Annotated in this window: 19 protein-coding genes and 2 pseudogenes; 7 read left to right on the top strand and 14 right to left on the bottom strand. The window is 42.9% G+C overall.

Annotated features, from left to right (window positions below):
• Positions 1–98: 98 nt before the first annotated feature.
• From AC3D28_RS19780 to rbsK, 4 genes and pseudogenes are all read right to left on the bottom strand, one after another.
• Positions 99–458: pseudogene (locus AC3D28_RS19780) on the bottom strand (type I restriction enzyme endonuclease domain-containing protein); the annotation flags it as partial.
• Positions 459–594: 136 nt separating this feature from the next.
• On the bottom strand, positions 595–1,611 hold the full coding sequence (locus AC3D28_RS19775; RefSeq protein ID WP_488536440.1) for an aldose 1-epimerase family protein: 1,017 nt from the start codon (positions 1,609–1,611) through the stop codon (positions 595–597).
• A 49-nt stretch (positions 1,612–1,660) separates the two neighbouring features.
• Positions 1,661–2,989, bottom strand: a complete 1,329-nt coding sequence (gene fucP / locus AC3D28_RS19770; RefSeq protein ID WP_488536439.1) for an L-fucose:H+ symporter permease — start codon at positions 2,987–2,989, stop codon at positions 1,661–1,663.
• Positions 2,990–3,072: 83 nt separating this feature from the next.
• The gene (rbsK, locus tag AC3D28_RS19765) at positions 3,073–4,002 is read right to left on the bottom strand and encodes a ribokinase (protein ID WP_488536438.1); all 930 of its coding nucleotides are present in this window, start codon (positions 4,000–4,002) and stop codon (positions 3,073–3,075) included.
• Between the two features lie 214 nt (positions 4,003–4,216).
• Between rbsK and deoC the strand changes: the two genes are divergently transcribed.
• Together deoC and AC3D28_RS19755 are read left to right on the top strand one after the other, a co-directional pair.
• Positions 4,217–4,876, top strand: coding sequence for a deoxyribose-phosphate aldolase (gene deoC / locus AC3D28_RS19760; RefSeq protein WP_488536437.1), 660 nt, complete (start codon positions 4,217–4,219; stop codon positions 4,874–4,876).
• Positions 4,877–4,919: 43 nt separating this feature from the next.
• Entirely contained in the window at positions 4,920–5,759 is an 840-nt protein-coding gene (locus AC3D28_RS19755) for a DeoR family transcriptional regulator (RefSeq protein WP_488536436.1), read from the top strand.
• Between the two features lie 835 nt (positions 5,760–6,594).
• Here the strand turns inward: AC3D28_RS19755 and AC3D28_RS19750 are convergent.
• The 4 genes from AC3D28_RS19750 to AC3D28_RS19735 form a co-directional block, all read right to left on the bottom strand.
• A complete protein-coding gene (locus AC3D28_RS19750) occupies positions 6,595–6,897 on the bottom strand; it encodes a Fis family transcriptional regulator (RefSeq protein WP_488536435.1) in 303 nt (100 codons plus the stop codon).
• Positions 6,898–7,217: 320 nt separating this feature from the next.
• On the bottom strand, positions 7,218–8,411 hold the full coding sequence (locus AC3D28_RS19745) for an acetate/propionate family kinase (RefSeq protein WP_488536434.1): 1,194 nt from the start codon (positions 8,409–8,411) through the stop codon (positions 7,218–7,220).
• A gap of 516 nt (positions 8,412–8,927) precedes the next feature.
• Positions 8,928–10,085 carry an amino acid permease gene (locus tag AC3D28_RS19740; RefSeq protein WP_098414506.1) on the bottom strand — a complete coding sequence of 386 codons (1,158 nt, stop codon included), beginning with the start codon at positions 10,083–10,085 and terminating at the stop codon, positions 8,928–8,930.
• Between the two features lie 689 nt (positions 10,086–10,774).
• Entirely contained in the window at positions 10,775–11,086 is a 312-nt protein-coding gene (locus tag AC3D28_RS19735) for a hypothetical protein (RefSeq protein WP_098414505.1), read from the bottom strand.
• Positions 11,087–11,228: 142 nt separating this feature from the next.
• Here AC3D28_RS19735 and AC3D28_RS19730 point away from each other — a divergent pair, with 142 nt between their 5' ends.
• Positions 11,229–11,564 (top strand): helix-turn-helix transcriptional regulator, encoded by a 336-nt coding sequence (locus tag AC3D28_RS19730; RefSeq protein ID WP_098413892.1) that lies wholly within the window; start codon positions 11,229–11,231, stop codon positions 11,562–11,564.
• 86 nt (positions 11,565–11,650) lie between these two features.
• Here AC3D28_RS19730 and AC3D28_RS19725 read toward each other — a convergent pair.
• Positions 11,651–12,145 (bottom strand): annotated as a pseudogene (locus AC3D28_RS19725) (PTS transporter subunit EIIC); the annotation flags it as partial.
• A 10-nt stretch (positions 12,146–12,155) separates the two neighbouring features.
• A complete protein-coding gene (locus AC3D28_RS19720; protein ID WP_488536433.1) occupies positions 12,156–13,919 on the bottom strand; it encodes an SgrR family transcriptional regulator in 1,764 nt (587 codons plus the stop codon).
• A 509-nt stretch (positions 13,920–14,428) separates the two neighbouring features.
• Here AC3D28_RS19720 and AC3D28_RS19715 point away from each other — a divergent pair.
• Together AC3D28_RS19715 and arsB are read left to right on the top strand one after the other, a co-directional pair.
• Positions 14,429–14,770, top strand: coding sequence for an ArsR/SmtB family transcription factor (locus AC3D28_RS19715; RefSeq protein WP_098413890.1), 342 nt, complete (start codon positions 14,429–14,431; stop codon positions 14,768–14,770).
• Positions 14,771–14,854: 84 nt separating this feature from the next.
• Entirely contained in the window at positions 14,855–15,910 is a 1,056-nt protein-coding gene (gene arsB / locus AC3D28_RS19710; protein WP_488536432.1) for an ACR3 family arsenite efflux transporter, read from the top strand.
• A gap of 266 nt (positions 15,911–16,176) precedes the next feature.
• Here the strand turns inward: arsB and AC3D28_RS19705 are convergent, their stop codons facing one another.
• On the bottom strand, positions 16,177–16,317 hold the full coding sequence (locus AC3D28_RS19705) for an Ig-like domain-containing protein (RefSeq protein ID WP_488536431.1): 141 nt from the start codon (positions 16,315–16,317) through the stop codon (positions 16,177–16,179).
• Between the two features lie 19 nt (positions 16,318–16,336).
• Positions 16,337–16,765 (bottom strand): PaaI family thioesterase, encoded by a 429-nt coding sequence (locus AC3D28_RS19700; RefSeq protein ID WP_488536430.1) that lies wholly within the window; start codon positions 16,763–16,765, stop codon positions 16,337–16,339.
• A gap of 209 nt (positions 16,766–16,974) precedes the next feature.
• Between AC3D28_RS19700 and AC3D28_RS19695 the strand changes: the two genes are divergently transcribed.
• Positions 16,975–17,112, top strand: coding sequence for a hypothetical protein (locus AC3D28_RS19695; RefSeq protein WP_488536429.1), 138 nt, complete (start codon positions 16,975–16,977; stop codon positions 17,110–17,112).
• Positions 17,109–18,209 (top strand): alkene reductase, encoded by a 1,101-nt coding sequence (locus AC3D28_RS19690; RefSeq protein WP_488536428.1) that lies wholly within the window; start codon positions 17,109–17,111, stop codon positions 18,207–18,209. Before AC3D28_RS19695 ends, AC3D28_RS19690 begins: the two co-directional genes overlap by 4 nt.
• A gap of 85 nt (positions 18,210–18,294) precedes the next feature.
• Here AC3D28_RS19690 and AC3D28_RS19685 read toward each other — a convergent pair whose 3' ends face one another.
• Both AC3D28_RS19685 and katG read right to left on the bottom strand, forming a co-directional pair.
• Complete coding sequence (locus tag AC3D28_RS19685) at positions 18,295–18,570, bottom strand: nitrogenase-stabilizing/protective protein NifW (protein ID WP_098413887.1); 276 nt, start codon at positions 18,568–18,570, stop codon at positions 18,295–18,297.
• A gap of 302 nt (positions 18,571–18,872) precedes the next feature.
• Positions 18,873–21,044, bottom strand: coding sequence for a catalase/peroxidase HPI (gene katG, locus AC3D28_RS19680; protein ID WP_488536427.1), 2,172 nt, complete (start codon positions 21,042–21,044; stop codon positions 18,873–18,875).
• Positions 21,045–21,095 lie beyond the last annotated feature (51 nt).

The raw sequence follows: 21,095 nt of genomic DNA, 5'->3' as shown, positions 1-21,095 counted from the left end.
CAACACGTTTTTGGACAATTATTGCTTAGATATTCAAAAGACAAGGTAATACCTTGCCTTTGTCATTATTTATACTATCCACCAGCAAATACTTCTGCTTACTCAAGAACAAGCTTGATTGATTCTTCTTCCGCATCAGGTGGGTACTCGGAGCTGTCGTCGTACTAGGTTGCCCATACTAACGCGAACACTTTTCTTTTCTGCCAATCTGACGAAGCTGTTTAGTTAACTCGATAACCAAATTATGCAATGTATCATCACCTAGTTCTCGTACAGAAGACTCGTTTCAACGAAGACGCGGTAGTAGGCTATTTGTAGTGGTCAATTAAAATTGTATCAACAAATAGTTTTAACCTATTGAGAAGCTCTGAGTCTTCTCGCATTTCTTTCGTCCACTGTATCAGTTCTTCGATAACCTGAACGGTTTCGATGCTATGATTGTGGTACTTGTTCAGTGTTATCAGAGTGTACTACATCGTTGATATGTTAATAAGTTGATTCATAGACGCTTATTTTTTTGTCTATAAAATTGCTTTCAAACTAAGAAAAAAACAGCCATACACATGACTGCTTTTTACATCACGCAGCAAAGTTTTATTTTTCAACAATGCCTGTTGTCACTGTAAACTCTCTTACTTGCTTTGGTTGCAATTGAATCAACGTACCGTTTTTCTCAGCGGCTAAGTAACCCTCTGGTCGACAGGTTGAAGGCAGGACATATGCTCCGACTTTTTGTTCGCCGTTGAACAAGATCCAACGCGTCGCATAGTTAAATTCTGCGGTATCAAATCGAGTGATTAACACCTTGCTATTTGCGATGGTCATCTGAAACTCAGCATTGTCAGTATGCTTAAACAAGTCATCCATAAAATAGACGATTTCAGGGTCATACAAGTCTGGCCTAGAAAGCTGTTGAATGGGTGCCGATTGCGCTTTGAGCGTGTCGTTAAAGTCGAGCCATTGTTGTGTTGGCTTAACATGACCAGGAATCGATTCACGCAGCTTAACCGCACTGTCCGGAATGTTTTGTGTCATCTTCGCCTCAGGGAAGAATGCCGTATTCATGTGACACATATACTGAAGTGGCATTGGAACCGAAGCTAAGTTCTGCACTTTCATTTTAATCTCAAACATGGACGCCCCTTTCTCAATAGAAACCGACGGCGTCGCTAAGTAGTGGTCTCCAAAGCCCATTACATACTCATATTCACTCTTTAGAGTAATTTGATGTTCATCGACTTCTAACCACGCTTTATCCATATTGGCACACGGCATTTCACCATGCAGAGGATGGTCATCTTCAGGACTTGGACAGCCATTACGAATTAAGCCAGAATGAAAAGCAAAGCATCCGTACGTGGCTACAATCTCATTGCTTGGTTTCGGCTCCGAGAACATGTTCTCCATACAAAGATCTTCACCTAAAAATTTCGCATCCCAAATCATTTGTCCCATGTAGGGTAGAATTGTCAAATAACCCTTAGCGTTTTCAATTTTTAACCCTTCAATCCCAGAATTGTACTTGAACACTGATACTTTAAAATTTTCAGATTGAATTAATAGCATTTCTTGTTGATTAAACTGCGCTTTATTTAGCGGAATGATATACATACTTTTCTCCAGAACAGAAAAGCCACTTATAAAATGGCTTTTTGCTACATTAATTTGTTTGTTCTGCTTGTTGAAATTGTTTTTCGTTTTGGTTCTTATTTTTCATTTCACCTAAGAAATAATAACCAACGTAACCAAAGCAGATAAAGTTAACCAAGAACGACAGCTGCATGCCAATAGCGTCAGCAACCAAACCCTGAATAGCTGGTACTACCGCTGCACCTACGATAGCCATGACAATGACAGCTCCTGCTGTTTCCGTGTATTCGTTATCCACCGTATCTAAAGTTCCAGCGTAGATAGTTGCCCAGCAAGGCCCAAACAAAACGCTAACACCAACAGCTACATAAACAGCACTGAAGTCGTGAACCAGTGATACGTAAGTTAGGAACGCCATGCCAATTATCGAATACGCGATAAGAACCTTTTCTGCCGAAAACTTAGTCATCAAGATATTGGCAATGAATTTACCGGTAAAGAAACAAACAAATGAATAAACCATGTAGTTCGACGCTGCACGTTCATTAATATCAGCCATCTCTAGCGCTAAACGTATTGTGAACGACCACACCGCGACTTGCATACCTACATATAAGAACTGTGCAATGATGCCTTTTTTGAAGCGATTGTTAGTCGACAAGTACTTAAGCGTTTCACCAATAGAAGGCGCTTTTTTACCACTTTGTTGAGCCACTTTACATTTCGGGTATTGAGTGAACATAAATAGTGCTAATACACCAATAAGAATAAAGATGATGTACTTATAAGGCTTCAATGTATGTTCTAACATCTCCAGACGGAACGCATGAATCTGATCTGGAGACATCGCTGCCATTTGTGATTCTAAGCTCGCACCTTCTTGGAAAATTAGGTATTTACCAAGCAAGATACCCGCAATAGCGCCTACTGGATAGAAAGTTTGGCTGATGTTCAAACGCAGTGTTGCATGGGATTTTGGCCCCAACATGGAAGAGTATGTATTCGCCGCCGTCTCAAGAAAAGACAACCCCACGGCAATAGCAAAGATTGCTGCTAAGAACATGGTATAAGTTGCCATATGAGAAGCAGGGAAAAATGCGGCACAACCAAAGATATAAAGCGATAAGCCAATCATAATAGCCACTTTATACGACGACTTTTTAATTACTAAAGAAGCAGGGATCGCAATTAAAAAATAACCGCCATAAAAAGCGCTTTGTACTAATGCACTTGCAAAGTTAGATAATTCAAAAACAGATTTAAATTGAGTAATTAGAATATCGTTTAATGCAGCCGCACACCCCCATAAAGGAAAAAGGCAAGATAATAGTATAAATTGAAATACTGGTGTTTTATCCAAATAGCCATCAGAGCCTTGGAAGGTATTATTTTTTATCATTGTAGGGTTCCTTAAAGAACAAGTTATCTTAGGCTCATTATAAATAATGAGCCAGTTTTAAATGTTAATTCAGACCGTTAGTATTATTTAGAGTGTTTTTTTTCGAATTCTTCAAATTGTTCAGTGCTTGGATAAGAGAACTGTGTTCCTTTTTCTGTCACACTAAATGCAGCAAATAGTGAGGCTTTTTCTAAGGACTTCTGTACATCACCAGCTTGCATGAAGTAGTGAGAGAAGCAGCCAATGAATGCATCACCTGCACCACTGGTATCCATTGCGTTTACTTTGGTTGGCTCAATGAATACTTCTTTGCCATCTTTGCTTAACCAAAGCGCACCTTTTGAGCCCATGGTAACGATGATGTTGTTCAAACCTTTGTTTAGAAGAATGGTCGCGGCTTCTTTAATCTGCTCGACCGTTTCAACAGGCTTGTTCACTAGAATTTCTAGTTCAGTTTCGTTAGGAACGAAGAAGTCACAGCGACAAGCATATTCAATATCAAGCTCTGGTACAGCAGGTGCAGGGTTCAGCAATACCGGAATGTTATGCTTGTTACCAAATTCGATAGCGGCATAGACAGTTTCAAGTGGTATTTCTAGCTGAAGCACAATCAAACTGCACTCCACCAAGGTACTTTCCGCTTTATCAATGTCAGCAGGTTTTAGAAACTCATTCGCTCCTTTAATAATCAAGATGGAGTTCTGAGATGTTGAACTAACAAATATCGGTGCAACCCCACTTGAAGTCTGAGGTACTTTGCTCACATATTGTGTATTGATCCCGTATGATTGAAAGTTTCGAATAGTATTGTCGGCAAACATGTCGTCACCCACTTTACTTACCATTACAACATCTGCGCCCATTTTAGCCGCAGCTACGGCTTGATTAGCACCCTTACCACCACACCCCATTTTGAATGATGGTGCTTCTAACGTTTCACCTTCTTTTGGCATACGGTCTGTGTATGAAATGAGATCGACCATATTCGAGCCGATAACTGCAATTGTTTTCATTTTAATTTTCCTTAACAATGTTATAAAACTAACATTAATCGATCTTAATGAGCATTTACTGAGATCAAAATCACTTAACCAATGTTAATATCGATTAAAAGATGAAAAACCCCACACTAAATCACATCCTTGAGTTAAAATAATAACATTGAAACTTTTGGTGTTATAAAGTTAACACAAACTCTAGCCCAAGATTAAAGCATAAGGTAACAACATGAATCACTATATTGACCACACACTACTATTAGCTAACGCTACAACTAAGCAAATCAACACGCTATGTGATGAAGCCCATAAACATCAGTTCTTCTCTGTTTGTATTAATCCTGATTTTGTTGAACATTGCGCCGAACACCTAAAAACATCAAATGTTAAGATCTGCACAGTTATCGGGTTTCCGTTAGGGGCAAACACAACCGCTGTAAAAGTGTTTGAAACTCAAAATGCAATCTCGCTGGGTGCCGATGAAATTGATATGGTGGTAAATATTAGCGATGTCTTAAACGGTAAGTGGGATGCTATTGAAAAAGAGATTGCTGCTATTAAAGAGTCATGTGGTCCGAAATTGCTCAAAGTCATCTTCGAAACCTGCCTACTTACAAACGAACAAATTGTGGAACTGTGTAACATTAGCAAGAGTGCTGGCGCTGATTTTGTGAAAACATCAACAGGTTTCTCAACAGGTGGTGCAACTGTCGAGCATATTAGGTTAATGCGTGATACTGTTGGCAAACAAATGGGAGTAAAGGCATCTGGCGGCGTTCGCACTAAAGAAACAGCACAAGCCATGATTGACGCAGGGGCGTCTCGAGTTGGCGCTAGTGCTAGTGTGAGCATTGTCATGGGTGAAGCTCCTATGACTAATGATTACTAAGAGCAAGAAGCCTTCGGCTGTAAAAGGCCGAAAATGGAGAAGCATGGTTACAAAGCAGTTAGAAAGACTTCGACGAATTGAAGCATGCCTAAAACACAGCGACAAAATTCATTTGAAAGAAATTGCCCGCCTTTTAGAAGTGTCGGAAATGACGGTTCGTCGTGATTTAAGCTCCAACGCTGCTCATTCTTTTCCTCTTGAATACTACGGCGGGTATATCCGTCGTGGTAATCCGATCGTTCATGATGACGTGATTGAAGACCTTGATCTGATGTCTTCTGAGACACCTTCACAGGTAACTTCGGTTAAGCAAGCTCACTCCATGCCTGCTTTTCCTCCAGTCAAAGTGAATAACTACATCTCGGCTATCGTTTCTGATTTTATCGAGATGAATGATGTGGTGTATTTCGACAATGGAGTGCTTAACGCTGACATTATCGGCTCAATACCCGACCACGTGAAATTTATTGGTGTTACGGCTTCTATGAACGTCTTTTTGGCATTAAAGAACAAGCCTAACTGCAAAGCTATCTTACAAGGTGGTGATTATAACGCTGTACACGATATCTTCATTTCTGCCTCTAATGATGTGTTAACACCGATGATATTTCAGAAAGTATTTATTTCGTCCGCTGGTGTTCACGATAAGTTTGGAGTCACAGCTTCGGATATGTTGGTAGCAAACATTGCTAATCTTGTTATGGAAAGAAGCATGAAAAAGTATCTAATAGTAGAAAAGAAAACCATCAATCAAACCGCCACATACAAAATCGGTAACTTGCTCGATTTCCACTATTTGATCTCTGATGATGCGTTACCTCATAAGCTCGAAGCGGCTTGTAATGAAGCACGACTACAAGTTCTGATCCCAACGGCTGATTAACTTGGTAATAATGAATTAAGGTAACTTTGTCCCGAAGCGATTTTGACACATAAAACTCATCTTTTATGCATGAGTATTAATGTCGTTACATGAGCTGTATGTCCAACACCACTGTACCCATAACTATTGATAGATGAGCTATTTGCCCTATGCTGTTCTGTGAGCGGTATAGGGACGAATTGCCGTGCAATATCTTTGATGCTTATTGATGCCCTATGGCTCTGCCCTTGCTTGTCGAGATAGGACGTTGTGAGTGCAAGTCCAGTCACTAAAGGAAAACTAGTTATTATAATTTGCTGGAACAGCGCCTAGAGTGTGTCTAACAGCGGCCATAAAAGCGTTTTATTTCTAGTATGTTTTGAGAAAATGTCTCGCTGTTCGTGAACATTCCATTTACATAAAATAGGTTAAACTTATCCACATTTTGGGTGCAGTTAGCGTACGCATACAACGAAGGAACCAGAGCGGATAGTATTAGTAATAAGTGTCTCATTTTTAATCGACTTAGGATATATGTATATTCTGGCTCTCCTCTAATGCTCAACAACATGAACTATACAGACGTTGTTGACTCAAGCTGTAAACTCTTGTGCTATTATCCAGTGCTCAGAAAGTTTAAAGAATTCCATAAAAAATAAATACTATCCGTGAGTCGTAGGTGGGAAAATGAATTTATTGTCTGATCTTGCAAGGGCGGGGCGTAAGTTTGGTGTAAAGCCAGTCTCAGCTACTTGACTAAGAAGGTAAGCTTAGCCTTCAGACTTTATATCAAAGCTCGTAAAATAAAGCCTTGGATACCCACTATAACCCTAATTCACTTCCATTGATGGCCGCACTAACACTTTTGCTGTGTATCGTAACTAATTTGCTTACTTACGTTCTTTAGTTGCACCCCTACCTTATTAAACGCCTCTTGGATAGTTGTTGAGACATGCTGGCTGCCTTCTCCCATTAAAAAGTTTGCTCTATCTTGATTCGTTTCGAATACGCAGATTATTTCTAAGCTTTGTGGAAAAGAAGAGAATTTTACCGTATGAGTCACCCAAAGAAAGCCATCGTAGCCTTTTAACGTATCTTCACAAACTTCGGTCAACACGCCTCTAATTAGATTCTCGACCTTCTTATCTGATTTGCGCATAAATTAAACTTCCTTCCTATCTAACACCTTTAAAAGGTTTCAGCTTATATTGTCTTAAACGATATGGGCCGTGGAATTTAGTCAACGGCCTGTTGATAAAATTATTCTTATGAAGGTTTACTGTGTTCTAAACACATTTAGGATCGTAAACAAGTCAATACGCACCTTGCTGACTCGGGAGCGACGAAAGTCAGTTGCAAAGTCAATTTAGTGAATGATGGTTGCGTCGCCATACGCGTGCTTTGCGATGGTCTATCCAACATAAAGAACAAAAAAAGCGAGCAACAAGCTCGCTTTTAACCATGTTTTTTTATTATTAATTATAGCAACTCAACCGATTGCTTGGCGATCACAAATTCCTCATTGGTAGGAATAACCATTACTTTCGCACCAAGTAACTCAGATGTTGCAATCACACCTGCGTTACCAAATCTTGCTGCTTCGTTACCTTTTTCGTCTTCAACAAAACCTAGTAACTTAAGGTTGTTCAAGATTTCACGACGGATTGGCAGTGAGTTTTCACCAATACCACCCGTGAAGACAATACCGTCGAGAGAATCTAGCGCAGCAAGGTAAGAAGTAATGTATTTCGCGACACGGTAAGTAAAAATCTCAAACGCTAACTTCGCACGAGCATTACCCGCTTCCATCGCTTCTAGCACACCACGTGCGTCACTAGTTACCCCTGATACACCTAAGAAGCCAGACTTTTTATTTAGCATCTCGAACAGCTCGTCTTTTTCCCAGCCTTTACGGAACAAGAATTCGATGACACTCGGGTCAAGGTCTCCACAACGCGTACCCATCATTAGGCCAGCGAGCGGAGTCAACCCCATACTCGTGTCAACACATTCGCCATTTTTAACCACACTAACTGAAGCGCCATTTCCTAAATGAACGGTGATAAAGTTACCTTCTTCCACTGGTTTGTTGACCATTTTTGCGGCTTCACGGCTTACGTAGTAATGGCTTGTACCGTGCGCACCGTAGCGACGGACTTTATGCTGTTCATATAACTCATAAGGCAGAGCGTACATGAAGGCTTTAGCTGGCATTGTCTGATGAAAAGCCGTATCAAAAACAGCAAATTGAGGCAATGAAGGAAACGCCTCCATCGCGGCGCGCATGCCTTCCGCGTTCGCTTTGTTATGTAGAGGCGCTAGTTCAGCTAAACGCTCTACCTCTTGAATCACATCTTCGTCGACTTTTACCGTGCCTTTGAATGTTTCACCACCAGCGACAATACGATGACCCACGGCGATAAACTTAGAACTGAGGCCTAGAGTATCTAATAACTTTACTACTCGCTTAACAGCGTACTGATGGTGATTGCCGCCAGCAGGAATAGCTTCGACGGTTTTTTCGCCCTGATATTTCCAACTGATTTCGGCTTCAGGCAGGCCAAAGCACTCACCAATTCCCGAAACGAGGTCCTCTCCAGTTTTTGAGTCAATAACAGCAAATTTAAGTGAAGAGCTACCAGAGTTGATCACCAGTACAAACGAATGAGACATGAAATAGTTATCCTGTTGTAGAGCAGAGGTTGTAATTGCGCTTCCGCGCTGCGTACTTCTTGTTTGCCTCCCTATTATTCAATATTTTTTTAATCTTTCAACAATCTTTTAGTTAAAGTGATTTAATTGAACAAATTTTGTTGATCTGTGGCAAATTTTGATTTTATTTGAGGAGTAAAAAATATCAGTTGTAAAAAATAATGTATGAATTAGTCAATTTGTACAGACCTCATTATGTATGAGCTAGTTAGTGTGTTGGACGGAAAACAACAAACCAATCAATAAAAAGAGCGAATAACATGTTCATTATAACATTTTTATTCGTAATCTTAGGGCTAATTGGCTCTGCTGAGAATGGAAAATGACATAATGTCTGTCGAAACAACCGTGCCCGAGAGAACATGGCTAATGTTGTTCATGAACACAACGAAAGACGAAACCACATTCGTCAATACATAAAAAACCGCTCACTTAACAGTGAGCGGCTTTTTTCTATTTTAAGAGGAGGTATCGAGCCTATACCGCTTGCGCAAATAGTAAGAAGCAACCAAACAGGAAGATCATACTCATACCTATCACGCCACCACCCGCTTCATAAATATCATCATCACCTACCGGAACTCGACGAACTCTCATCGTCATCGATAGCGGGACGAATACCGCAAGAAACACGAGAATGATACCTGCATAGCTTAATATTGATAAAAAATGCTCAGGCGCGAACACCGCACCTAATAATGGCAAAACAAACGTCGTCACAAATACCACGGGCTTATTTGCTTTCAGCAAGTCAGCGTTTTGATCATACAACGCCATTGCCACCCCCAAAAACGAGGTTAATAAAGCCAAGCCAGTAAACATCGAAAGAATGAACTCCAAACCTTCGTACTGTTGGCCAAGCACGGAAATCAACTCGGTTACGTTAGGGTATTGAGCGAGTTCATGAGGAGGTAAATTACCCACGACCGCGAGTAGCCATAACAGATAACAAACCAGAGGAATGGTCGAGCCAACAATAATCATGTTACGCAACTGCGTCTTGCTCGCTTCTTTGTTATAAGTAACAAGAGACGGGATAACCACCATAAAGCCAAAACTGGTGAAAAGAACCGAGCTGGTTTTAATCAGTGCCATCTTATCGTTACTCACCACGTCATCCAGTCCTCCCAATGACACACTTGGTGCAAGGGCGAACAGAGTAAGAACAAGTGCAACGATCATCCCCATAAACAAGCCACGATTAAGCTTGTCTACAACACTCGTTCCGGATGAAACAATCATTCCGACTAAAAGAGTAAAGCCGACTTGACTTGAGATCATTGATGTTGGAAACCCGATAGACGCCGTCACTTTTTGTACTAAGTCACCCGCCCCAATAATGTACGCCATCAATAGGCAAACCAGCAGCGCATAAAGCAAGCAATTGGTCACTAGCTGACCACCTTTACCGAGCGTTTCACGGGCAATAGCATTCATACTTGCGCCACCACCGACTTTACAACTTGCTTCTAGGAGAAGCAGTGCGGCATAGGTTGTTCCGGCCCAGATAAACAACATAAGAAATGTGCCCCACAAGAGGCCAAATTGAGCTAGCACCATTGGTATAGCAAGCATACCAGCGCCAAGAGCAGTACCTGCAACGATCAGGGAACTGCCGACAAGTTTTAGGTTCACGGTTAATACCTCTAAATTCAATCCGTTTTTTCTTTCACCAACTACGCAACTTCCATGAAATAAGCAACCGTATTCCACAGCGCAGCCATCAAAAACACCCCCATATCGCTACAATTCAGGGGTCACAACCCCACGTAGCCAAAAAACATAAACAAAAGACGGTCGTTTCCATTGCACATGAATTTATAAAGGAGAGTTTTTGGGCGATGTTTTGATTGATGAGATACTGTATTTTGGGTTCGAAGCAAAATCAGCCATCCGATTCATCAATCGCCACTCATTATTGAGTGGATTTGGTTCAAAAGGATTGTAAGGTATAACTAGGACAGTTGAAAAGTAAAAGGTCAGTTTTGAAACCATATATTTTAACAAGCCCAATGGATTGCGAAACATATGATGAAACCAACCACTACTCAGTGTTTGATTGCTTAAAAAGACAATGAGTGTCCACAAGCACTCAGCTCTCGCATGATGTACATAAAAATTTACACCTTATTAAGAGATATTAAAATCAAGAGCCATAGCCTAGATCCGACAATATCGCTATTATTCGCAACGAACCGACAAACGGCGGTTCGCATGCCTCTAAGCACTGATTTACGGTTCGAAAATTTGGTAAATGAGTGTCCAAATGCTGGGTGTGGTTCCCCAGCATTTGTATTCGTCTTTTTCTCTCACTCTTCGTACGTTTAGCACTCTTTGTCTAAGGCCTTTATTACATGAGTCAAGGCCAACACGCCCATATTAGCCAAGCACTGCTCAGTAATGGTCATATTTTGATACACAATCTGCAATTCCCCCTCTCCTAGTGACTCTCGGTGTAGATACAGTTCCTTGTAATGCATTAAACGCTGTTGAGATTCTCGAGTTAGCGTCACGACATCTTTTCTTGTTGCCCGGTGTTTATCATCAATCTCATTAAGTAATTGGTCCAAAATGCGTTGCATTTTGCGAGCAGAGGCTTTGGTTGCCATTAATTTATATGCTTGATGCTTTTCCATTGGTTTAAGAACTGACTGAAATTGGGACATTTTTCTAGGATGCTATTCTTATACCTAATTGGGATCTGGGTAAATACAGGGTAGTTAAAGTGGTCCACTTCTTGCTTTGATCAGGTCAAAACTGTCCTTTTTGAGAACGCGTATGCAGGTAGACCCTATTATTCAAGCACTGATCGCCAGAAGAAAAGCAAACGGCCTTTCGCGTGACCAGATGGCAAACGTCGCCGGAATGAGTGTTAAAACCTATCAAAGAATTGAAAGAGGGGAATCCGATCTGAAACTTTCTCAGTATCGTTCGATACTACGGTCTCTTGATTTGACTGATCTCGACATCGCATTGGATATACGAGACGTTGAACATGTGACCGCTGCCGATGTAACGGCCATGGCACGCTTGCTGTCTCCCGAAGCTCAGTCCCTACTCGTACGCTTATTATCGCTGGTCATTGAACAGCGCAGCAAAACAAGCAACTCATAATCTTAGTGTCTTTTAGAACTTTAAAGCCCCAAAAAAACGCATAAATCCGTCACGATCCGCCACGAGTAGGCGGGCTTGTGCGTTTAATAAGAGAAGATAGAGCCTGGACTTGGCCCCGCGGCCAAACCTGCATCTAATAGATTAAAGGTTGCAATACCTGTTGCAGCCCCGCAATCATTGCTACGATCATGACAGGTTTCATCAACACATACGGGAAATACAGCTCATGAATACCACCGAAGAAGTGAATGATGATGGCACTTGGTGCAGAACGTTTTGGCAGACCTTGACCAAATTTAGCGTAAGCCAGCAGCATACCTAAACCCGGGCCAAGGTTAGACGCCACCATAAAAAAGATCGATTTACCTGTTTCCGCTGCTTCTTGTAGGCCGAGTGGGTAGTAGATATCTTGGTCAATCGCGTTATTCAAGAACAGCACTTTTACCGGTTCGTTAATGATCGCAAGTAAAGGAAGGAATCCGGTGGCACCAAGCTTCGATGCTTGATTTGACAAACAAATTCGCCGCCGTAACCGCCGGACCGACAATGTCGTAGGCAAACAGACACGAAAACCTGCCAATTGACGAGTTTTTAATCTGCCGACCAGACCGAACGTATATCTGGCCACCCCCAGTTCGTGAGAGCGACATCCTCCAGTACACCTTGAAAACGTAAAGTTTGAGTGTGATGAAACATCGGTGCGATCCAGTATTCACTGATCAAAGTCGATGCAATCGGCTCTAACGCATTTAAGTAACCTTCTAGTGGCGTCAAAGCTCGTACTTTTTCCAGCTGTCCATCTAACCACTGAGCGTTTTGTTCGCCCAATGTATGGTACAAAACCGCATTACTGAAAAAGTTAGTAAATGCTGAAGGGTGACGGTTATCATCCAAATTTATATTCGTGACAACCAACGTTTCATCGAGCGTACCATTCTTGGCTTTTTCGCTTAGTTCTCGGTAGGAATACATCACTATATCGACTTTACAACCCACCCCTTTTAGCTGAGTAGCGATGGCACGTGCGCATCGACGCAAAGCGGTATAGTTATAGCCCGCAATAGTGATGTGTTTGGGTAGTTTTAATTTTAATGACTCACCAAACGGACGAAGTACAGGTTTCCAGGTTGGGAGCAAGTTATAAGCAGGTATACTGCCAAACACAATATTTTCCCTACGCATCACTTCAGCCAACAGCTCAGGCTGGATTAACTCACTGATGTAACGACGTTGCGCCGGCGATAACTTATGTTTAGCGTGATGGTTAAACAAGGCGAACAAACATCCGTCTTCAACCCGACTGCGTTTACTCGCCGGACTCGCTGCCCTAGCTGGAGTCGACATATAGTGACTGCACATATCATCCACAGGTGCTGGCTGCGGTTGCCATGTGTTCGCCGCTAGTGACGGATTTTCCATTTTCTCATCATTGACGATCCAGATGGTCACCAAGTCGGTTAACACTCGGCACGCGTAATATCCGTCAAAGGCTTGCAGTTTCAAGCGACTTTCATTGTGTTCGACAACAGAGAATGGACCACTACCAATCACCAGTTTGTTGTTTGCTACATTCACTTGGCTGACTGGCTGAATGCCATACTTAACACCGGAGATCAGCCCTGCAAAACCTAAATCAGGTCGATTAAGTTTGAAAACGACTTTCAGCGGATTAGGCGTTGTGATATTGACAACGTGAGCGAGTTCTTTTTTGTAATACTCAAGAGAACTCAGTTTAGCAAACAAGCCCACCACCGTTTCTGCGTCAATTGGGTTGCCATTATGAAAGGTCAATCTCGGACGAAGGTAAAATGTCCACTCGTATGTATGTTCGTCATAACGCCAATGATGTGCCAGCTCAGGTTGTATATGCCCGTTGTAATCACTACAAACCAAACAACAATAGATTTGCCGCAGCAAAAAACGCTCGCTGCTTCGCTGCAATTGATGTGGAACAATGCGCTCAAACATTCGCTTGTAGGTTAATTGAATATTAAGCTGACCTTCCTGAACGGAGGCACCAGAAGTCGTTTTCAACAAACGTCCAAATGCAACTTCGTCTTCCTCTAAGATGGAGAGTGCCTTTTCATACTTACCTAGTTGAATACGCTCAAGCGCCAGACTTTCCTTTAATGCGTGAATGTCAATATTAAGTATTAACGTTGAGCGTTGATTTCTACCTGCTTTAGGGTGCCAATTCAACCACGCCTTGTGCTGCATTTGCGATAGCAAACTGCGCGCATGACGAGGAGACGTAAACAATAAATCCGCGATTTCTTGTAACGTGGTTTTCGTTTCGTCACCAACACCAAACGGGAGCAGGCGTTGATAATAGCGAAACAAGTTGAGATCAGACACCTGACGCTCCTTAACTTGGGGCCGTTATTTAAGTATCGACATACTACTTAACTTCACTGTAATAAAATAAGAAAAACTTCCAACTCACTTGTTCCCCTTTTTGCCTCTTATCCGCCAATTATGCAGTCCAACCTCAGCTTTTACCCTTTATCAGGAACAAAAAAAAGAAAACCACTCTCTTTTTCTGCTCCCCTTTTCTGCTCATAATCAATGGGTCAGTACAAAAAGAGGAAGTTGAATGGATAAAGCAAAAGCTTCCCAAAACGCCTTTCTCATCAAATAACAAATGAGAAGTAATGATCCGGTTCATTTCAACGAAATGTCCATTGGTCCTAACCAATCTTAAGCAGAACTTAGCTCCTGATACCACACCCCCAACTCGTTGTATCTTTAAGTTCTGCTTTTTTTATTTCGTCTGATTATCCAGTTTGTTTACTCGAAAGTTGCATCATTAACAGCGCGCACGTACAATCAATCGTAATTCGACGATAAACTATAAAGGTCTGCACATGAGCGCAAAATGCAGCGAAACTTGCCAAATTGCTTTTGAAGCGACACAACAACAACTCGACAAAGAGCAATTAGTAGCCGCTCAAGCTAAAGCCTTATCACACCCAGCTCGGTTACGTATTCTGCATATTCTCCATACTCTCGATACCATGGATGGGTGCTTAAACAGTGATTTAGTGTCTGAACTCGGCTTGGCTCAATCTACCGTGTCAGAGCACTTACGAATTTTGAAACAAGCAGGCTTTATCAGCGCAGAGCCCAATCCGCCTAAGGTGTGTTACCGAATTCAGCGCGAAAAAGTCAACGAATTTAACGCCCAGTTTTCTCACTTATTTAGCTAACTGACTTTGCATGCTTGTAACTCGCATCAATATAAACTACAACTTTAACTATCGCCTTTCGACGATAAACGAATAGAGGTCACGATGACGACAGAAGTTTTAAATAATGCTAGCGATAAAATGAGCGTTCTTGACCGTTATCTAACGGTTTGGATTTTTGTCGCTATGGCTATTGGTGTGGGTATTGGCGCAATCTACCCACAAGTCGCAGAATGGAACGACGCCATGTCGGTCGGTAGCACCAACCTGCCACTCGCAATTGGCTTGATATTGATGATGTACCCTCCTCTCGCCAAGGTAAATTATGGCTTATTGGGAACAGTCACAAGAGATAAAAAAGCCATCACACTGTCTCTGGTCATGAACTGGATCGTTGGTCCTATTTTGATGTTCACTCTGGCTTTGACTTTTCTTGGGGATCATCCGGGGTATATGGTCGGCATTATTCTGATTGGCCTTGCACGTTGTATTGCGATGGTTCTGGTTTGGAATGACATTGGCGGAGGCAATAAAGAATATGGCGCAGCTTTAGTCGCGTTAAACAGCGCATTCCAGATTTTCACTTACAGCGTAATGGCGTGGCTATTTATTACCATTCTACCTCCCTTGTTTGGTTACGAAGGCTTCGCGGTTGATATCTCAATGGGTGACATTGCTGAAAGCGTCTTCATTTATCTGGGGATTCCCTTTCTTGCAGGGTTCCTGAGTCGTAAATGGCTTGTCTCTGCAAAGGGCGAACAATGGTACAACGAGGTATTCATTCCTCGTATTTCCCCTATCACTTTAATTGCACTGCTTGCAACCATCGTGCTGATGTTCAGCTTAAAAGGCGAGATGATCTTAGAATTGCCGATGGATGTTTTCCGCGTGGCTACCCCACTGGCGATCTACTTTGTGCTGATGTTTTTTACCAGCTTCTTTATCGGTAAGAAAATGGGAATCCCTTATGACAAGAACGCTTCCATCGCGTTCACCGCGACAGGAAATAACTTTGAGTTAGCGATAGCGGTTTCTATTGCCGTATTTGGTTTAAATTCGGATCAAGCATTTGCTGGTGTTATTGGTCCACTCATTGAAGTGCCTGTCTTGATCGCGTTAGTTAACGTCGCACTTAGAATGAAACAGAAATATTACCGTTAATTTAGGTTAGGCTTTGATGTTATGTGTGTAACACCCTGTGTGTATAGTGTCACAGCCTTTACACATCCAATTCAACCACCAAGTAACTAAACGTATTCAGACAGTTAGTGGATTATTACAAGAAAAACGGCATATCAAATCAACAATAGACTGTTCACCCTCCTGAATAAAATAAACAAGTTACCAACGAATACAATGAGTTAAATATGGAATGTTTTATGCGGGTGATCTTGTGCAGTTTAACTCTTGGTGAGGAAAAAAGAGTTTTAGCTACTTTGACCATCGTCGATGGTATAGCTAAAACTATCATTGCTTTTAAATTTCTTTTCTGGCGTATAGCGTAAGGTTTCGTCAGAGAACCGCTCTAAACGACCTTTACTTGGGCTAGTAAAAGAAACAACCTGCACACGTTAGAGCCTCACCGCTTCAATTTTTATTTGGGCAAATAAACTTACCTTTCGCGCTCACTCTTACTTTGTCTTTGACAATCAACTGAGCGACTAGCAGATAAATACCTCGTCTTTCTCGTTCACAATAAGCAGTAATATTAACCTGTTCACCTAACGCAATAGAGGCATGAAAGCGAACGTCTAGTTGTGCCGTAAGGGCTTGAATATCTTTAAACAATAAACAATGCGTCATCGCACCATCGAGCAAGGAGCTGGCAATACCACCATGCAGCAGTCCTGTATAACCTTGATGATGCTGTAAAACATGAAACTCTCCAGTAACAGAGCCATCATGCAAACATCGGTAGTTTACTGCCAAAGAGTTTGGGTTGGCATCAATTGAAGAACAAACTGCGCATTGGTGATGAGACTCATGGGTAGTATGAACGTAGCTATTTAAGGACATGGCAGCAACTCGCGTTTTAAAAAAGACTATTTAGCATATGCCAATTATTCTTAAAGAAACGACTAGTAATCTTTGTTTGCATCGCCTGAGTAATTAAACATCTTATCCATAATAAAAAATAATCATTTTTATAAATAACGATAATTTAAAGTTTCAAGCTAGTGGCGGTATTGTCTACACAATAATTACGCAACGTAATGGAAAGACGAATGATGAAGTTGCTCCACTCAATGACCCGTACGCCGAACCCAGCCAAAGGCGGCGAGATGCACTTTGCATTCCTCAACGATCCAGACAGCCCCCAATCGAATTCATTCAAACCAAACAATAACGAGATTTCCCTATGACAGACGCATTATTTCAACCGATTCAACTTGGTTCGTTATCATTAAAAAACCGCATCGTTATGCCACCAATGACGCGCGCTCGTGCTTCTCAACCCGGTAATGTCGCGAACGAAACGATGGCAACTTATTACGCACAACGCGCAGAAGCAGGGTTAATTGTTGCTGAGGGCACGCAAATTTCGCCAATGGGCCAAGGCTATGCGTGGACTCCTGGCATTTACAGTCAAGAGCAAATCGCAGGATGGCAAAAGGTCACCAATGCTGTGCACGACAAAGGGGGCACTATCTTCGCGCAATTATGGCATGTAGGCCGCGTCACTCACCCAGATAATATTGGCGGTGCGCAACCTGTTTCTTCTTCTGCGATAAAAGCGGAAAACGTCAAAGTATTTATCGACAACGGAACGGATGAACCGGGCTTTGTGGATGTTGTCGAGCCTCGTGAAGTGACCAAAGAAGATATCAACAATGTCATTGAAGAGTATCGCCAAGCGGCATTAAACGCAATGGAAGCAGGATTCGACGGTATTGAGTTACATGCCGCAAATGGCTACCTTATAAACCAGTTTATCGATTCTGAAGCGAACAGCCGTACTGATGAGTACGGCGGCTCGATTGAAAACCGTCTACGCTTTCTTGGTGAAGTGGTTGAAGCCATGTCTCAAGTCATTGGTGCAGAACGAGTAGGCGTTCGCCTTGCGCCGTTTACCTCTTTGAACGGGACGGTAGACAAAACACCTGTAGAAACCTACACCGCTGCGGCTGCGCTGCTTAATAAACTCAATGTGGTCTACATTCACATTGCAGAGGTAGATTGGGATGACGCTCCTGACACGCCGCAAGCATTCAAAACCGCAATTCGTGAGGCATACCAAGGGACGCTGATTTATGCCGGTCGCTACCATGCAGAAAAAGCGCAGCAGGCTATCGTAAGTGGTTTAGCTGACATGGTTGGTTTTGGTCGTCCGTTTGTTTCAAACCCCGACTTACCCACTCGCATTAAACACGACTATCCTCTAGCAGAACATGACCCTGCGACTTTATTTGGCGGTGATGAAAAAGGTCTCGTGGATTACCCTAAATACCAAGCGGGTTAGAAACGGTCGTTTCAAACAATAACCCTGCTCTGTTACTCGAATAGTTTAATGTGCAGGGTTCTTTTGGTTTCTATTTTTTCGGGTTCTATCGCCTTTGGCAAGAAGTACAACCACGACACGCTGAACGCGTCGTTTTACTCAGCAAGCTGCGTTGAACTTTGCAATACGCATTCTTAAGTGCGCGGCGACCAGAAAACCAATCATCCGGCTTCGCAAGGATTAAGTAGCCATTAAATCGTTTGACCAGTTCGGTTCGGTTACTCTCAATAAATCGACTGTCGAACTCGATCTCGAAATAATCTAACGCTTCTTCTATACAGGTAAAGCGAGCAATCTTCTCTTGAATAGTATTCTCAGTCATAACTTCTTTGGCTTTAACGGTTCGCTCAAAGTGTAAATGTCTTGCTCTTTTTCTTCTTTGATTTAACGCCACTTCAAACCACTTACACCGACAGGGTTAATGCTGCGCACCTCTTTTGTATATAACACGATAGAGCTTACTATCACGATAACCCTCTGGATCAAGACTTTTGGGAGCCGCTTTTCCGCATTTTCAATCAAACATCAACCTCCGCCACATGTTTTCGAATGAGAAAAAGGCGAGCATGATGCCCGCCTTCGTTGCTTATGGTTTCGTTAACGCGTCATGATTAAGTAAATGACTTACAAGTCAAAGCGATCCGAATTCATTACTTTTGTCCATGCGGCGATGAAGTCATTGATGAATTTTTCCTGGTTATCATCTTGCGCATAGACTTCTGCATACGAACGTAGAATAGAGTTGGAGCCGAACACAAGATCTACCCTTGTCGCAGTCCATCTCACTGAGCCTGACTTACGGTCTCGAATTTCATACTGGTTCGCACTGACTGGGTTCCATGTATAAGCCATGCTAGTCAGATTCACGAAGAAGTCGTTCGACAGTGTACCGACACGGTCAGTAAACACACCGTCATGACTGCCACCGTAGTTGCTACCGAGTACACGCATACCACCAATGAGAGCCGTCATTTCTGGTGCAGTCAGCCCCATTAGCTGCGCACGATCCAACAATAACTCTTCTGGCTTCACTGCGTAGTCTTTCTTCAACCAATTTCGGAAACCGTCTGCAACAGGTTCAAGCACCTCGAACGATTCCACATCCGTCATCTCTTGCGAGGCATCACCTCGACCCGGAGCGAAAGGGACTGAGACATCATGTCCCCCAGCGCGAGCAGCCAACTCAATACCAACATTACCAGCAAGAACGATAGCATCTGCAACGCTGCACCCCTCTTCCTCGGCAACCTTTTCTAACACACTGAGTACTCTCGTGAGACGTTCAGGCCCGTTACCTTGCCAACCTTTCTGCGGCGCTAGACGAATTCGTGCGCCATTTGCTCCACCTCGTCGATCGGAACCACGATAAGTACGGGCACTATCCCAAGCCGTGCTAACTAAGTCAGCAATAGAAAGGGCGCTTGCTTCGATTTTTGTTTTTACTAAATCAACGTCATAATCTGTTTTCCCCGCTGGGGTTGGATCTTGCCAAATCAGATCTTCGCTTGGTACATCTGGACCGAAGTAGCAAGATTTTGGCCCTAAGTCACGGTGCGTCAACTTGAACCAAGCACGGGCAAACACATCATCAAAGTAGGCTGGATCGTTTTGGAACTTTTCCACAATCTTACGATATTCAGGATCCATTTTTAACGCCATGTCGGCGTCAGTCATGATCGGGTTACAACGTTTAGAACGATCTTCAACATCCACTGGCTTATCTTCTTCGTCAATGTTGATCGGTTCCCACTGCCAAGCACCCGCTGGGCTTTTCTTCGATTCCCAGTCGTACTTGAATAGCAGCTTGAAGTAACCATAATCCCACTGTGTAGGATTTGTGGTCCAAGCCCCTTCGATACCACTCGTGACCGTGTCACGGCCAACGCCGCGCGTTTTATGATTGATCCAGCCTAGGCCTTGCTCATGAACGTCGGCGGCTTCAGGCTCTGGACCAAGGTTTTCGGCATCACCATTGCCGTGACACTTACCCACCGTGTGACCACCGGCAGTCAGAGCCGCCGTCTCTTCGTCGTTCATGGCCATTCGAGCGAACGTGACGCGCATATCTTGAGCCGTTTTTAGTGGATCAGGGTTACCATCAACGCCTTCTGGATTCACATAAATTAAACCCATCATCACTGCGGCTAATGGGTTTTCTAAGTCACGCTCACCTGAGTAGCGGCTATTATCAGCATCACTTGTCGCAAGCCATTCTTGCTCCGACCCCCAGTACGTGTCTTTCTCTGGATGCCAAATGTCTTCCCGTCCAAAGCCAAAACCAAAGGTTTTAAAGCCCATAGATTCATACGCCATGTTACCCGCGAGAACAATCAGGTCGGCCCAGCTTAATTTATTGCCGTATTTTTTCTTGATTGGCCACAAAAGTCGACGCGCTTTATCGAGGTTCGCGTTATCCGGCCATGAGTTTAAAGGAGCAAAACGTTGGTTACCCGTCGCGGCGCCACCGCGTCCGTCAGCGATGCGATAACTGCCAGCCGCGTGCCAAGCCATTCGAATCATCAAGCCGCCATAGTGACCCCAATCGGCAGGCCACCAATCTTGGCTATCGGTCATCAACTCTTTTAAATCTTGTTTAAGTGCATCGACATCCAGTTTTTTCAGCTCTTCTTGGTAATTGAAGTCCGAACCAAATGGATTTGTCTTAGAGTCATGTTGATGCAAAATATCTAAGTTTAAGGCATTCGGCCACCAATCCATCACCGACTTGTCTGTAGATGTCTGTCCTCCGTGCATAACGGGACATTTACCTACTGAACCGCCGTTTTTGTCGCTCATATAATGCTCCTTCGTGTTGTGATTGTGGTAACCACTCATTGTTATTCAATA

The sequence above is a fragment of the Vibrio sp. TAP-3B genome, from assembly GCF_057784735.1.
The sequence above is the reverse complement of the archived record's forward strand: the minus strand, read 5'-3'. Positions and strand labels throughout refer to the sequence as shown.

Coding starts and splice junctions, on each gene's coding strand:
- AC3D28_RS19775 (WP_488536440.1), bottom strand. CDS start 1,611: ATGTATATCATTCCGCTAAATAAAGCGCAGTTTAATCAACAAGAAATG.
- fucP (WP_488536439.1), bottom strand. CDS start 2,989: ATGATAAAAAATAATACCTTCCAAGGCTCTGATGGCTATTTGGATAAA.
- rbsK (WP_488536438.1), bottom strand. CDS start 4,002: ATGAAAACAATTGCAGTTATCGGCTCGAATATGGTCGATCTCATTTCA.
- deoC (WP_488536437.1), top strand. CDS start 4,217: ATGAATCACTATATTGACCACACACTACTATTAGCTAACGCTACAACT.
- AC3D28_RS19755 (WP_488536436.1), top strand. CDS start 4,920: ATGGTTACAAAGCAGTTAGAAAGACTTCGACGAATTGAAGCATGCCTA.
- AC3D28_RS19750 (WP_488536435.1), bottom strand. CDS start 6,897: ATGCGCAAATCAGATAAGAAGGTCGAGAATCTAATTAGAGGCGTGTTG.
- AC3D28_RS19745 (WP_488536434.1), bottom strand. CDS start 8,411: ATGTCTCATTCGTTTGTACTGGTGATCAACTCTGGTAGCTCTTCACTT.
- AC3D28_RS19735 (WP_098414505.1), bottom strand. CDS start 11,086: ATGGAAAAGCATCAAGCATATAAATTAATGGCAACCAAAGCCTCTGCT.
- AC3D28_RS19730 (WP_098413892.1), top strand. CDS start 11,229: ATGCAGGTAGACCCTATTATTCAAGCACTGATCGCCAGAAGAAAAGCA.
- AC3D28_RS19715 (WP_098413890.1), top strand. CDS start 14,429: ATGAGCGCAAAATGCAGCGAAACTTGCCAAATTGCTTTTGAAGCGACA.
- arsB (WP_488536432.1), top strand. CDS start 14,855: ATGACGACAGAAGTTTTAAATAATGCTAGCGATAAAATGAGCGTTCTT.
- AC3D28_RS19700 (WP_488536430.1), bottom strand. CDS start 16,765: ATGTCCTTAAATAGCTACGTTCATACTACCCATGAGTCTCATCACCAA.
- AC3D28_RS19695 (WP_488536429.1), top strand. CDS start 16,975: ATGATGAAGTTGCTCCACTCAATGACCCGTACGCCGAACCCAGCCAAA.
- AC3D28_RS19690 (WP_488536428.1), top strand. CDS start 17,109: ATGACAGACGCATTATTTCAACCGATTCAACTTGGTTCGTTATCATTA.
- AC3D28_RS19685 (WP_098413887.1), bottom strand. CDS start 18,570: ATGACTGAGAATACTATTCAAGAGAAGATTGCTCGCTTTACCTGTATA.
- katG (WP_488536427.1), bottom strand. CDS start 21,044: ATGAGCGACAAAAACGGCGGTTCAGTAGGTAAATGTCCCGTTATGCAC.